Annotated in this window: 12 protein-coding genes; 7 read left to right on the forward strand and 5 right to left on the reverse strand. The window is 61.5% G+C overall.

What is annotated here, in order from left to right:
* Positions 1–7 precede the first annotated feature (7 nt).
* Both CAF73_RS20615 and CAF73_RS20620 read left to right on the forward strand, forming a co-directional pair.
* Complete coding sequence (locus CAF73_RS20615) at positions 8–670, forward strand: response regulator (RefSeq protein WP_085687674.1); 663 nt, start codon at positions 8–10, stop codon at positions 668–670.
* A complete protein-coding gene (locus CAF73_RS20620; RefSeq protein ID WP_085703650.1) occupies positions 667–2,034 on the forward strand; it encodes an ATP-binding protein in 1,368 nt (455 codons plus the stop codon). Before CAF73_RS20615 ends, CAF73_RS20620 begins: the two co-directional genes overlap by 4 nt.
* A gap of 21 nt (positions 2,035–2,055) precedes the next feature.
* On the opposite strand, the gene CAF73_RS20625 is transcribed toward CAF73_RS20620, so the two are convergent.
* Positions 2,056–3,318, reverse strand: coding sequence for an MFS transporter (locus CAF73_RS20625; protein ID WP_085703651.1), 1,263 nt, complete (start codon positions 3,316–3,318; stop codon positions 2,056–2,058).
* A gap of 98 nt (positions 3,319–3,416) precedes the next feature.
* Entirely contained in the window at positions 3,417–4,304 is an 888-nt protein-coding gene (locus CAF73_RS20630) for a LysR family transcriptional regulator (RefSeq protein ID WP_085703652.1), read from the reverse strand.
* Positions 4,305–4,437: 133 nt separating this feature from the next.
* On the opposite strand from CAF73_RS20630, the gene CAF73_RS20635 reads away from it, so the two are divergent.
* Positions 4,438–6,117 (forward strand): GMC family oxidoreductase, encoded by a 1,680-nt coding sequence (locus CAF73_RS20635; RefSeq protein WP_085703667.1) that lies wholly within the window; start codon positions 4,438–4,440, stop codon positions 6,115–6,117.
* 130 nt (positions 6,118–6,247) lie between these two features.
* Positions 6,248–7,870 carry an MFS transporter gene (locus CAF73_RS20640; protein WP_085703653.1) on the forward strand — a complete coding sequence of 541 codons (1,623 nt, stop codon included), beginning with the start codon at positions 6,248–6,250 and terminating at the stop codon, positions 7,868–7,870.
* A gap of 49 nt (positions 7,871–7,919) precedes the next feature.
* Here the strand turns inward: CAF73_RS20640 and CAF73_RS20645 are convergent, their stop codons facing one another.
* Both CAF73_RS20645 and CAF73_RS20650 read right to left on the reverse strand, forming a co-directional pair.
* Positions 7,920–8,288 carry a DUF427 domain-containing protein gene (locus CAF73_RS20645; protein ID WP_085602857.1) on the reverse strand — a complete coding sequence of 123 codons (369 nt, stop codon included), beginning with the start codon at positions 8,286–8,288 and terminating at the stop codon, positions 7,920–7,922.
* A 137-nt stretch (positions 8,289–8,425) separates the two neighbouring features.
* Positions 8,426–9,832, reverse strand: coding sequence for a serralysin family metalloprotease (locus tag CAF73_RS20650; RefSeq protein ID WP_085703654.1), 1,407 nt, complete (start codon positions 9,830–9,832; stop codon positions 8,426–8,428).
* Between the two features lie 279 nt (positions 9,833–10,111).
* On the opposite strand from CAF73_RS20650, the gene CAF73_RS20655 reads away from it, so the two are divergent.
* Both CAF73_RS20655 and CAF73_RS20660 read left to right on the forward strand, forming a co-directional pair.
* Positions 10,112–12,055, forward strand: a complete 1,944-nt coding sequence (locus CAF73_RS20655; RefSeq protein WP_085703655.1) for a DNA topoisomerase III — start codon at positions 10,112–10,114, stop codon at positions 12,053–12,055.
* 47 nt (positions 12,056–12,102) lie between these two features.
* A complete protein-coding gene (locus CAF73_RS20660; protein WP_085703656.1) occupies positions 12,103–12,606 on the forward strand; it encodes a GNAT family N-acetyltransferase in 504 nt (167 codons plus the stop codon).
* A 12-nt stretch (positions 12,607–12,618) separates the two neighbouring features.
* Here the strand turns inward: CAF73_RS20660 and CAF73_RS20665 are convergent, their stop codons facing one another.
* Positions 12,619–12,990 (reverse strand): hypothetical protein, encoded by a 372-nt coding sequence (locus CAF73_RS20665; RefSeq protein WP_085703657.1) that lies wholly within the window; start codon positions 12,988–12,990, stop codon positions 12,619–12,621.
* Positions 12,991–13,117: 127 nt separating this feature from the next.
* On the opposite strand from CAF73_RS20665, the gene CAF73_RS20670 reads away from it, so the two are divergent.
* The gene (locus tag CAF73_RS20670; RefSeq protein WP_085698207.1) at positions 13,118–13,447 is read left to right on the forward strand and encodes a hypothetical protein; all 330 of its coding nucleotides are present in this window, start codon (positions 13,118–13,120) and stop codon (positions 13,445–13,447) included.
* Positions 13,448–13,609 lie beyond the last annotated feature (162 nt).

Raw genomic sequence — 13,609 nt, forward strand, 5'->3', positions numbered from 1 at the left:
AGTCCGTGTGCGTTTATTACTGATCGAGGATGACGTGGCTCTCGGCGAGGGCATTCATCAGGCGCTGGGGCGCGAGGGCTACACCGTCGACTGGCTCAAGGACGGCAGCAGCGCCCTGCACGCCCTGCTCAGCGAAACCTTTGATCTGGCGGTGCTCGATCTCGGCCTGCCGCGCATGGACGGGCTCGAAGTCCTGCGTCGTCTGCGCGCCAGCGGTTCGAACCTGCCGGTGTTGATCCTCACCGCCCGCGATGCCACCGAAGACCGCATCGCGGGGCTGGACGCCGGCGCCGACGATTACCTGATCAAACCCTTCGACCTGGCCGAGCTCAAGGCCCGTCTGCGCGCGCTGCTGCGACGCAGCGCCGGACGCGCGCAGATGCTGATCGAGCACGCCGGCATCAGCCTCAACCCCGGCACCCAGCAAGTCAGTTATCTGGGCCAGCCGGTGGTGCTCACGCCCAAGGAGTATCAACTGCTGCACGAACTGCTGTCGCCGCCGGGCCGGGTCATGACCCGCGATCACCTGACACAACTGCTCTACGGCTGGAACGAAGAAGCCGAAAGCAACACCCTTGAAGTGCACATTCATCACCTGCGCAAGAAATTCTCCACCGACCTGATTCGCACCATCCGCGGTGTGGGTTATCTGGTGGAGGAGCGTCGATGACCTCGATCCGGCGCCGCACCCTGACCCTGATCATCGGCCTGATGCTCGCCGGTCTGACCGTCCTCAGCCTGTTCAACCTGCACGACAGCAACCACGAGATCGCCGAGGTCTACGACGCTCAACTGGCGCAGAACGCACGCCTGCTCCAAGGCGTGATGCGCATGCCGTTGCCGGGGCAGGAACACACGGATCTTTATCGGGCGTTCAACTCGGCATTGGCCGAAGCAGTGCCCAAGGGTGACGGCCATCCCTACGAAAGAAAACTCGCCTTTCAGGTCTGGAATGCCAGGGGTGAGGTCCTGGTGCATACCGCCAGCGCGCCCTCGTTCAGCACGCCGCCGATGCAGCCTGGCTTCAGCGATGTGGTGGATTTGAACAAGCGCCACTGGCGGGCGTTTGTTCTGCAAGACAATCAGAACGGTTTGCGCATCTGGGTAGGTGAGCGTGGTGACGTGCGGGCCGATCTGGTTGACCGGATCGTTCGTCATACCCTGTGGCCGAACGTGATCGGCAGCCTGATCCTTGCGGCGATGATCTGGCTGGCCATCGGCTGGGGTCTCAAGCCATTGGCGAACATGGCGGCGACCCTGCGCGCCCGGCACAGCGGCTCCCTCGACCCCCTGCAATTGACACCCCTGCCGAGCGAGCTGGAACCGATGCAGGCCGCGCTCAACCGCATGCTCGCGCAGATTCAGGAAGTGCTGGGGCGTGAACGCCGGTTCATCGCCGACGCCGCCCACGAAATGCGCACGCCGCTGGCGGTGCTGCGGGTGCATGCACAGAACCTGCTGGAGGCCGGTACCGAGCAGGAACGCCGCGAATCACTCGAATTTCTGATCGCCGGGGTGGATCGCACCAGCCGACTGGTCAATCAGTTGCTGACCATGGCCCGTCTCGAGCCCAAGGCCGGCGCCCCTGTCAAACAACGCATCGACCTTGGCGATACCGTGCGCAACAGTCTGGTGCAGCTCACGCCGTGGCTGCTGAGCAAGCATCTGGAACTGGCTTTTGATGTCAGCGACCAACCTTTTCCCGCACATGCCGATGCCGCCACCATCGACATTGCCCTGAACAACCTCATCACCAACGCCGCCAACTTTTCGCCGGAGCAAGGCGTGATCAGCGTGCAATTGACCCCCGCGGACGGCTTCTACCATTTGAGCGTTGAAGATCAGGGGCCGGGAATCGATGAAGCGGACCGGTCGCGACTGTTCGAACGATTCTACAGTCGGGGCAACCCCCAGGGTGCGGGGCTGGGACTGACCATCGTCCATACCATCGCGACCCGTCTGGGTGGGCGGATCACACTGGAAAACCGGGTCGAGGGCGGCCTGCGGGCGACGTTGTCGATTCCCGCCGGTTGATCAGGCCTCGCGGCCGTTGAATCATGGCGCTGTCATCGGCGGCGCCTTGCTTTGCAGTGCCATTGAGTCGGCATTGGAGCGCGACATCGTTTCCGGCACCGCCACCCAAAGCAGCCCCAGCGCCGCCATCGCGACCCCCGCCAACGTCAGGAACGCAGCGCTGTATCCCGCCTCCTGAACCACAATCCCCGCCAGGCTGTTACTCAACGCCGCGCCCAGACCAAACACCGTCGAAATCGCCCCCAAGCTGACATTGAAATGCCCGGTGCCCAGCGTCAGGTCTTTCACCACCACCGGAAACAGCGCCCCGAAAATCCCGGCGCCAATGCCATCGAGCAACTGCACCGAAACCAGCCACCACGGATCGTTCGACAGCACATACAACACGCCACGCAGCGGCAGGATAAGGAAGCCCGCCAGCAGCAACGGCTTGCGTCCCCACAGATCGGCTTTCGCCCCCACCAGCAGCGCGATCGGTACCATCACCAGTTGCGCCGCGACGATGCAGGCGGACGTGAGCGGCGTGGCCAGTTGCAGGTTGGCCTGTGCCAGTTTCTGACTCACCAGCGGCAGCATCGCCGCGTTCGCCAGATGAAACAGCGCACAGCAAATCGCGAACATCAACAACGGTCGGTTGGTGAGCAGTACGGAAAAACCCGAAGGCTGCTTGCCCTGCCCCGTTTCGCTTGGCGAAAGACCTCGGGCGAGGTCGTGATCAATGGCGTCTGCCGAAACGAACGAAACGGCAATCACACTGGCCAGCGCCATGACCGCCATCAGATAAAACACCGCGACCGGACCGAACAGGTAAGCGGACAAACCGGCCAACAACGCGGCGCAGGCGTTGCCGGCATGGTTGAAGGTTTCGTTGCGCCCGGTCCTTCGCGTAAACGCTCGAGGCCCCGTGATCCCGAGGGTGATCGCACAAATCGCCGGCGCGAAGATCGAAGCGGCAGCGGCGCTGATCGCCTGCGTCAGCGCCACCAGACTGAACGACGTCACGAACGGCAGCAGCAGACAGCTACCGGTGACCACCAGCGCGGCAATCGCGATCAGCGCCCGTTTGAAGCGTGTGCTGTCGACCAGCGCGCCTGCCGGGGTCTGGGTGATGAGCGCGGCGATCCCGGCAATGGTCATGACCAGACCAATGCTTGCCGGCTCCCAGTGGTGGACCGCCAGCAGGTAAATCGCCAGATAGGGACCGAGGCCGTCACGCACATCGGCGAGGAAAAAATTCAGGCTGTCGAGGGACAGGTTATTACGGCGATCGAGATGAGTGGCCACGGGTGACGTCTTCGTTGTCGAGGTTCTGCGAAATGACTCAACCTCCGCAAACCGAATGACCTTTTGCCAAGCGTTTTAGTTGCATGAAACAGCGGTCGTTACTGCCCCATCAACAACTCGCGCTCGCCTTCGCACAACTCCACCACATAATCCCAAACCACCCGCAACCGCACTGACTTGTGCAACTCGCGCCGGGTACTGATCCAGTAACTGCGCTCGATGCTCTCATCCGGCAACAGCGCCACCAGTCCCGGATCCGACGCGGCCATGTAGCAAGGAAGCACCGCAATTCCCAATCCCGAGCGCGCCGCCTGCTGCTGGGCAATCACGCTGGTGCTGTGAAACACCACCCGTGGATTGCGGCAGAAGCTGTTGAGGAACATCAGCTCCTGACTGAACAGCAGATCATCGACATAGCCGATCCACGCGTGCCGTCCAAGATCCTCTCGACTGCGCAGCGGCGGCGCGTTGTCGAGGTAGGCGCGGCTGGCATAGAGCGCGAGTCGGTAATCGGTGAGTTTGCGGGTGACCAGCATGTCTGCCGCCGGCCGTTCCAGGTGAATGCTGATTTCCGCCTCGCGGTTGAGGATGCTGACAAAGCGCGGCACCGCCACCAGTTCCACTTCCAGCCCCGGATAGCGATCGAACAACCCGATCATGCGACTGGCCAGAAACACAATGCCCAAGCCTTCGGTTACACCGACGCGGATCTTGCCCAGCGGCGCCGTGGACTGGGTGATCTCCTCCTGGGCCAGCAGCGCGACGTTTTCCATGGCTTCGGCATGTTTGAGCAGCGCCTCCCCCGCCGGGGTCATTTCGTAGCCTTGGGCATGCTGGACGAACAGCGCGGTGCCGAGGCTTTTTTCGATGGCCTCGATATGCCGGGCGACGGTGGCGTGCGTGGTGTTCAGGCGGCGGGCGGCAGTCAGCAAACGGCCGCTGCGCTGCAACTCGAGAAAGAACCGCAGGTCGTTCCAGTCGAACATGGCTTGTCCTTGTCGGCTATCGTCAGGGAGCGCTGTTTGAAAACGCACAGCGGCTGCGCAAAAACTAACATTCTTTTGACGAAAGCTAACAACTAGGATGACCGACAACAAAAACAAAAAGCGAGGTCAGGGAATGCAGACTTCCCTCGATGAATTCGATTACATCGTGGTCGGCGCCGGGCCGGCCGGGTGTTTGCTGGCCAATCGTCTGTCGGCGGATCCGCAGCAGCGCGTGCTGTTGCTGGAGGCTGGCGGGCGCGACAACTATCCGTGGATTCACATCCCCGTGGGTTACCTGTTCTGCATCGGCAACCCGCGCACCGACTGGTGCTTCAAGACCGAAGAACAACCGGGCCTCAACGGCCGTGCGCTGAGTTATCCGCGCGGCAAGGTGCTGGGCGGCTGTTCGTCGATCAACGGCATGATCTACATGCGTGGCCAGGCCAACGACTACGACGGGTGGGCTGCCGAGGGCAATCCGGGCTGGGCCTGGAATGACGTGCTGCCGCTGTTCAAGCAGAGCGAAAACCACTTCGCCGGCGCGGCGGACTTTCATGGTGCCCAGGGTGAATGGCGAGTCGAACGCCAGCGCCTGTCGTGGCCGATTCTCGACGCCTTTCGCAGCGCTGCCGAGCAAAGCGGCATCGCCAGCATCGATGACTTCAACCAGGGCGACAACGAGGGTTGCGGCTACTTTCAGGTCAACCAGAAGGCCGGGGTGCGCTGGAATGCGGCGAAGGCGTTTCTGAAGCCGATTCGCGATCGAGCCAATCTCACGGTGCTGACCGAAGTCGAAGTGGATCGCGTTCTGTTCGAAGACGGCCGCGCCTCGAAAGTCAGTGCTCACTGGCAGGGTCAACAAAAGAGCTTCAAGGCGCGCAAGGAGATTGTGTTGTGCGCCGGTTCCGTGGGCTCGCCGAGCATTCTGCAACGCTCCGGGATCGGGCCCCGTCCACTGCTGGAAAAGCTCGGCATCGGCGTCGCACATGAACTGCCGGGCGTCGGCGGCAATCTGCAGGATCACCTGCAACTGCGGCTGATCTACAAACTGGAAAACGCTCGCACCCTCAACCAGATAGCTGGCAGCGTGTGGGGCAAGATGGGCATGGGCCTGCGCTATCTGTATGACCGCAGCGGGCCGTTGTCGATGGCGCCGAGCCAACTGGGCGCGTTTGCCCGATCCGGGCCGGAACAGGCCTCGGCCAACCTCGAATATCACGTGCAGCCGCTGTCGCTGGAGCGTTTTGGCGAGCCGCTGCACAGCTTTCCCGCGTTCACCGCGTCCGTGTGTGATTTGCGCCCGCAGAGCCGGGGCCGGGTCGAGATCCGCTCCGCCGATCCGCAAACCGCGCCGCTGATCCAGCCCAATTACCTCAGCCATCCCGAAGACCTGCGCGTGGCCGCCGACGCGATTCGCCTGACCCGGCGCATCGTCAGCGCTCCCGCCCTGCAAGCCTTCAACCCGGTGGAATACCTGCCCGGTACCAGCCTGCAAACCGAAGAGCAACTGCACGAAGCCGCTGCGAAGATCGGCACGACGATTTTCCATCCGGTCGGCACTTGCCGCATGGGCAACGACGCGGACGCGGTGGTCGATGCGCAGTTGCTCGTGCATGGCGTTCCAGGGCTGCGAATTGCCGATGCGTCGATCATGCCGCGCATTACCTCAGGCAACACCTGTTCGCCTACGCTGATGATTGCTGAAAAAGCGGCACAGCTGATTCTCAACGCTTCACAAGCAACACCTGTGGGAGCGGCGGTGCGACGATTCGACTTGCCCGCGAAAGCAGCGGATCATTCAGCAGTGAGTTGAATGGCACCCCGCCCTCGGGAGCAAGCTCCCTTCCACAAATGACCCGCATCAGATTCACGGACATCGCGCATCACCCGGACACGCAACACCAGTGGAAACAACAAAAACAATCACTGTGAGGGATACCGATATGTCAGAACACGTTCAGCCTCTGGACGCCGTGCGCAGCGCGGACGCCAGCCCCGATACCCGAAAGGTCATCTTCGCCTCGTCCCTGGGGACGGTGTTCGAGTGGTATGACTTCTTTCTCTACGGCGCTCTGGCGGCGGTCATCAGCAAGCAGTTTTTCGCCGGGGTCAACGACACCACCGCGTTCATCTTCGCGCTGATGGCGTTCGCCGCAGGCTTCATCGTGCGGCCGTTCGGGGCGCTGGTGTTCGGTCGGTTGGGGGACATGATCGGGCGCAAATACACCTTCCTCGCGACGATCATTCTGATGGGTGTGGCGACGTTCGCGGTGGGCCTGCTACCGACTTACGCCAGCATCGGCATCGCCGCGCCGATCATTCTGGTGGTGCTGCGCATGCTGCAGGGCCTGGCCCTCGGCGGCGAATACGGCGGCGCTGCGACTTACGTGGCAGAGCATGCGCCGATCGGCAAGCGCGGTTTCCACACCAGCTGGATTCAGTCCACCGCAACTCTCGGCTTGCTGCTGTCGCTGCTGGTGGTGCTCGGTTGCCGCTACTTCACTGGCGATCAGTTCGAAGTCTGGGGCTGGCGTATCCCGTTCCTGCTGTCGATCGTGCTGCTGGGCATTTCCACCTGGATTCGCCTGAGCCTGCACGAGTCGCCGGCCTATCTGAAAATGAAAGAGCAAGGCAAGGCCAGCAAGGCGCCGATCCGCGAATCCTTCGGCAAATGGGAAAACCTCAAGGTGGTGCTGATCGCCCTGTTCAGCATCAACGCGGGGCAAGCAGTGACCTTCTATGCCGCGCAGTTCTACGTGCTGTTCTTCCTCACCCAGTTCCTGAAAATGGACCCGGCGGTGGCCAACAGCCTGCTGATCATCAGCGTGGTGATCGGCGCGCCGTTCTTCATCATTTTCGGCTGGCTGTCGGACAAGGTCGGGCGCAAACCGGTGCTGATGCTCGGCCTGCTGCTGGCCACGGCGCTGTACTTCCCGATCTTCAAATCCCTGGCTCACTACGCCAATCCGGCCATCGACCGCGCCAGCCAACAGGCGCCGATCACCGTAGTGGCCGACCCGGCCACCTGCACCTTCCAGTTCGATCCGGTGGGCAAGGCCAAATTCGACAGCCCGTGCGACAAGGTCAAGACCTTCCTGGTCAAGCAGGGCCTGCCCTACTCCAGCGTCGCCGCCCCGGCGGGCAGCACGGTGCAAGTGAGCGTCGGCGATGTGAAACTCGACGGTTTTGACGAGGCGGCACTGCGCGGCGCCATCACCCTCGCCGGCTACCCGCAACAGGCTGACATGCAGCAGATCAACAAACCGATGATCGTGGCCCTGATCGTCGGCCTGATCATTATCTCCGCCATGTGCTACGGCCCGCTCGCGGCGCTGATGGTCGAACTGTTCCCGACCCGCATCCGCTACACCTCGATGTCCCTGCCGTATCACATCGGCAACGGCTGGTTCGGCGGATTCCTGCCGACCGTATCGTTCGCGCTGGTGGTGTACACCGGGGATATCTTCTATGGGCTGTGGTACCCGGTGCTGATTACCGGGGTGAGCCTGGTGGTGGGGATGATCTGTCTGCGTGAGACGAAGAATATCGATCTGGACAAGAACTGATTGATAGACGGGTGGCGGGGGCGCAATGCCCTCGCCACCCTGCGGATTTTCAGACCTCCGCCTCCAGCAATTCAAACTTCACCTGATCGGGATAAAACGCCACGTAGTCCTTGATCTGGCTGACCGAAATCTTCGGATGTTCGTAAGTCCACACCGCGTTCGCCCCCTCATGCCCGGGCACTTGCAGACTGAAATAGTTGGCATCGCCCTTGTACGGGCAGTAGGTGGTGTGGTCGGTGCGGGCGAAGTATTTTTCGTCGATGTCTTCACGCGGGATGTAGTAGACCGGCGGGTAATTGGCTTCGAGCAGCACCAGCGCGCGGGCCGACGCGGCGACCTGGATGCCGTGGAATTTCACAAGGAGGCAGCCTGGCTGCTCGGCAATGGTGATGACGGGACTGGGACCGGAGGTTTTCATCGGGTGCTCCTGACAACGGCTGAGAGACCGGTTCAGGTATAACCCATGCAGCGCGATCCTGTCGGGCTCGCAGCCGAACGGTTTTTTCGCTCACAAAAAACCGCAGCCGGTGAGGGCTGCGGTTTTCCGTTTTCAGATCAGGCGACGATATCGGTCGCCACGGCTTGCCCCACCACACCCACGGCGAAGTCCACCGAACCCTGGCCCGTGAGGTCGATCATCAGGCTGGTCTGGTTGGTCTGTCCGAAGTAGGTGAGGATCGCATCGCCCGCGTGCCCGGTGAAGCCGCTGACGAAGTTCAGCGTGGCTGCGCCGGTGGCGAACCCGGCGATGCCCGACAGGTCGATCTTGTCCAGGCCGCTGGTGAAATCCATGATCCAGTCCGGCGCGGTCATGGTCGAATCACTGGCTGCGCCGAACACGAAGGTGTCCACGCCTTCCCCGCCCCACAGCGTATCACCGCCGCCACCGCCGTAGATGATGTCATTGCCGGCACCGCCGATCAGTTCGTTGGCCGCGCTGTTGCCGATCAACAAGTCATTACCGGAACCGCCAATGGCATTTTCCACGGTCACGCCATAGGCGATGGACACGTTGCCCACCAGGCCGCCAACGTCGGAGAACGACCCTTCGTTGAGGTTGATCTTCTGGTGCTGGCTGAAGCCGGAGAAATCCAGGGTGTCGTTACCGCCGCCGTCCCACACCGAGAACACCAGTTTGGAGGCGTTGGAAGTCGCGCTGTAGAAGTCGCGATCAGCGTTGGAGTTGAAGCCGTAAACAGTGTCACCGGCACGGGTTTCGAGGTTCGCACCGTAGAGTTTCTGCACGGCGACGATATCGTCCATCAGCGGTGCCGAGGCGTAGGCGCCGCTGCCGTCCTTGCTGAAGTTCTGGTCGGTGTTGGCTTCGCTCCAGTAGCTCATCAGGCTGTAGCCACGGGTGTCTTCGGCGTATTTGGCGTCGCCGTAGGTCGGGTTGCCGTTACCGGCGTTGTACGCGCCGGGGTGCGACAGGCCGAGGGTGTGGCCGATTTCGTGGGTCAGGGTCTGACGCCCGTAGTTGTTGGTGTCCGGGGTCTTGTTGACCTGGTATTGATCGTTGATCAGGTACCACGACTGGCCGTCATAGCTGCTGCCCTGCGGCAGGTAGGCGAACGCCGCGCCGCCGGTGCTGACGTCGTAGTTGCCGAAGCTCATGTGACCGTCGCCGCCCTTGCCTTCGGTGAAGGTCACGTTGGCCACGTCCGACCACGATTGCATCGCCAGCACGGCCTGGGCCTTCTGCTGAGCGCTGAACTCGCTGAAGTTGCCGAGTTTCGGGTTGTAGTTCGACGGTTTGTCGGTCAGGAACGTGTAGGTCAGATCAATCTTGCCGTCGGCATTCTTGTCCTGCCACGACATGCCTTTGCGCAGGATCTCGGCGGCGGCCTGATCGGCGGTGAACGACGGTTTGCCGTTGACGGTGCCCGTGCCCCGGTCATACAGGTGGCTGAAAGTGTCGACCGCAGTGAAGGCGCTGCTGGCCTGGGAGTAAGGTTGAGACATGGTGTACGTCCTTGTTTCTGAAGAGTCAGTGTCAGACAGAAAAGCGGCGATCTTCTGGCGAGATCGTCCTGTCACTCGCCCTTTTAAGGCGATTCGAACCTGACACAGTGCCGGGCATGAGCGCCATTCAATTTCTCGATAGCGTCCCGGATTGCCCCGACGCGCGCTGTCATGACCGGCAATCCTTTTATCTGTATATCCATACAGATAAAAGTTGCCCGAACGCACGAGTCAGGCCATCCTGTGTGCCTCTTCGGGCAATGAGCGACGACGGTGGTTATGCGGCTGTACCTCTGTGAAAAACCTTCCCAGGCCAAGGATATTGCGGCCGTGCTCGGCGCAAAGCGTCGCGGCGATGGCTGCTGGCTGGGAACGGACGTCACGGTGACCTGGTGCATCGGGCACCTGCTGGAGACCGCGCCACCGGACGCCTACGACGCCAAATACAAGCGATGGGTCCTGGCGGACCTGCCGATCATCCCCGACAAGTGGAAGATGACCGTCAAGCCGCGTACCGCCAGCCAGTACAAGGCGGTCAAGCGCCTGCTCGGCGAAGCCAGCGAACTGATCATCGCCACCGACGCCGACCGTGAGGGCGAAATGATCGCCCGGGAACTGGTGGAGCATTGCCGCTATCGCGGGCCGATCCGCCGCTTGTGGCTGTCGGCGCTGGACGAAGCCTCGATTCGCAAGGCGTTGGCAGCGCTCAAACCGGGCGCTGAAACCTTCAGCCTGTATCACTCGGCGCTGGGTCGCTCGCGGGCGGACTGGTTGATCGGGATGAACATGAGCCGCCTGTTCACCCTGCTCGGCCGGCAATCCGGCTATCAAGGCGTGTTGCCTGTAGGCCGGGTGCAGACGCCGACCTTGCGACTGGTGGTGGATCGCGACCGCAGCATCGCCGATTTCGTGCCGGTCGCGTACTGGGCCATCGACGTACAACTGCTGCACCACGGCACGCCGTTCATGGCGCAATGGCGTGCACCGAATGAGGCCTGCGACGATCAGGATCGCTGCCTCAATCAGGCCCTCGCCCAGCAAGCGGCCGCTGCAATCAGCAACGCTGCCAGCGCCCGGGTGGTTAAGCTGCGCACCGAGCGCATGCGCGAAGTGGCGCCCCTGCCTTTCGATCTGGGTACCTTGCAGGAGGTCTGCTCGAAGAAGCTCGGCCTCGGCGCCCAGGAAACCCTCGACATCGCCCAGGCCCTCTACGAAACCTACAAAGTCATCACCTACCCACGCAGCGATTGCGGTTACCTGCCCGTCAGCCAGCACGGCGAGGCGCCGGGGATTCTTGCGGCGCTGCGCCAGGCCGATCCGAGTCTGGAAGCCTTGCGCGAGCATCTGGAGCCGCAGCGCCGCTCCCGCGCCTGGAACGACGCCAAGGTCAGCGCCCACCACGGCATCATCCCGACCGCTGCCGCGAAAAATCTCGAGCGCCTGACCGGCAAGCACCGTGCGGTCTACACTTTGATTCGCGCGCGGTATCTGGCGCAGTTCCTGCCCAATCACGAATACGACCGCACTCAGGCCGATTTCGAATGCGCCGGGGAAGCCTTGCGCGCGGTCGGCAAGCAGATCATCGAGCCAGGCTGGAAGCGCGCTTTACCCGAAGCGCTGGCCCCGGCCAAGGGCCGTGAAGCCCCCGCGCCACAGACTTTGCCGCCCCTGACTCAGGGTGCCGAGTGCGCCGTGGCGGACGTCAAGCTCAAGGACCTGTGGACGCAGCCGCCCAAGCCCTACACCGAAGGCGATCTGATCAAGGCGATGAAAAACGTCGCCAAACTGGTGGAAGATCCGCTGCTCAAGCAAAAACTCAAGGACACCACCGGCATCGGCACCGAAGCGACCCGCGCCTCGATCATTCAAGGGTTGCTGGATCGCGGTTATCTGGTGAAAAACGGCAAAGCGCTGTCCGCCACACCCGCCGCGTTCAGCCTGATCGACGCGGTGCCGCGCGCGATTGCCGATCCCGGCACCACCGCGATCTGGGAACAGGCGCTGGACATGGTGCAGAGTGGCGAGATGAGTCTGGAAGAATTCGTCACCAAACAGGCAGCGTGGATGAGCAAGCAAGTGACCCGTTGTGCCGGGCTGAGCCTGACCATCAGCGGCCCGCCGCCTGCCGGCAAGGCCGCTGCGCCGTGGAAAAACAAACGCAAGACCACCCGACGCAAAACCACCGGAACCAGCAAACGCTCGGCGAAACCGGCAGCCAGATAGCCCGCTGCGCGCTACTGTTTCTGCAGTGATGGTCAGGAGGCAGTGGTATGTCGGTCATCGAACTGCGCGCCGCCCGGCGCGACGAACTGGACACCCTCGAAAACCTGATGCAGTTCTACACCTACGACTTCAGCGAGTGGCTGCCGCTGAAGCTCGGCGGCCATGGTTTCTTTCCGATCCAGTTGAAAGGCGATTACTGGCGCCAGCCGGCGACCCGGCCGTTCCTGATCCATGTGGACGGCGAACTGGCGGGGTTCGTGACCGTGGATGACCACATCCTCATCGAAGGCGCCGACTACAACATCGGCTACTTCTTCGTCAGCCGGCGCTGGCGTGGCCAAGGCGTCGCGCAGTTTGTCGCCTCTGCCCTCTTGAGCCACTTGCCCGGTCGATGGCAGATTTTCCATGTCGACGCCAACCGGCCTGCACAGCGGTTCTGGGCCCGGCTCATCCCCGAGCTGAGTAGCGGCGACTTTACCCGCCAGACGAAAACCGTAGACGGCTATCCCTGCACGCTCTACTGCCTGCGCAGCCCTTCTCCCGCTGCCTGAAAGGCGCTTTTTTCATTCCAGAATGACTTTGTCCGACAATATGTAGTGAGCAAAAATAATCACTACAAAACCGTTGACGGCGTCGTTTGGCTTTTGCATGATGCAGACGTCTCCCCGATCGGGAGCACTGGCAACACGCTTGAGCAAGCTCGTCTGACCGCCGAGCTGTTTTTTCCGGATACACGCTGCCCACAAGGCAGATTGAAGAAGCTGACCTGGCCTGAACGTCCAGTACAAGGACGAGAAGCGCTGGCGAAAATTCTCAAGAAGCTTGTGGTCGACCCTGAAAACGTCGTCAAGGAGCCTCCCGGTTTTCGCTGCTTCTCCTCGTTGTGACGCTATTGCGTAGCAGTTATTCAACACGACTACATGCAACAGACGCATGACCCCGTACTTCACACGGGCGACCGCTGACGTCCTGGTTTCGGTGCCAGGGATCAACTAACCGATGGGCTACCTGTATTAGCGAATCAACTTTGAAAGATCACCAGACTGGTCAAGGGGCAATAACATGAATCTGAACAATCAACCTACTATCGAAGAACTGGCTCGTATGTTCGCTGCGCAAAAAGACAGCCACGACAGCCATATTCTATGGATCAGCAAGTCGGGTCAGGTCCATATTGACTGCCTGTCGCCCCATGCTGGTGAAGAAGAGTTCGACCGGAACAACCAGAACCTGCTGGCCCGCCTGAAGATGTACCGCCGCGGCCATGGCTATGTCGGCAAGAAAGCCGCGGCCGACAAGGACTTCATCGGTAATGTTCTGCAGACGCTGAAACAGGCGTGGGAATCAATGCAGAACAAGAACGAAGTCCGGGTGATTGATCGGTTCTGCTAAGTTAAAACTTCAATAAACAAAAGGGCCTGCTTCCGAATAGGAGCAGGCTCTTTTTTATTGCTCTGTCTCGTCCTGAATAAGGTTTACACCTTCTGACCCATTCTCAGGAGGGAGTAATGAATACAGGAAAAAGGCGCAGTCAGCGTGATTACACGCGGACCT

The sequence above is a fragment of the Pseudomonas sp. B15(2017) genome, assembly GCF_002113215.1.
Lineage (GTDB): Bacteria > Pseudomonadota > Gammaproteobacteria > Pseudomonadales > Pseudomonadaceae > Aquipseudomonas.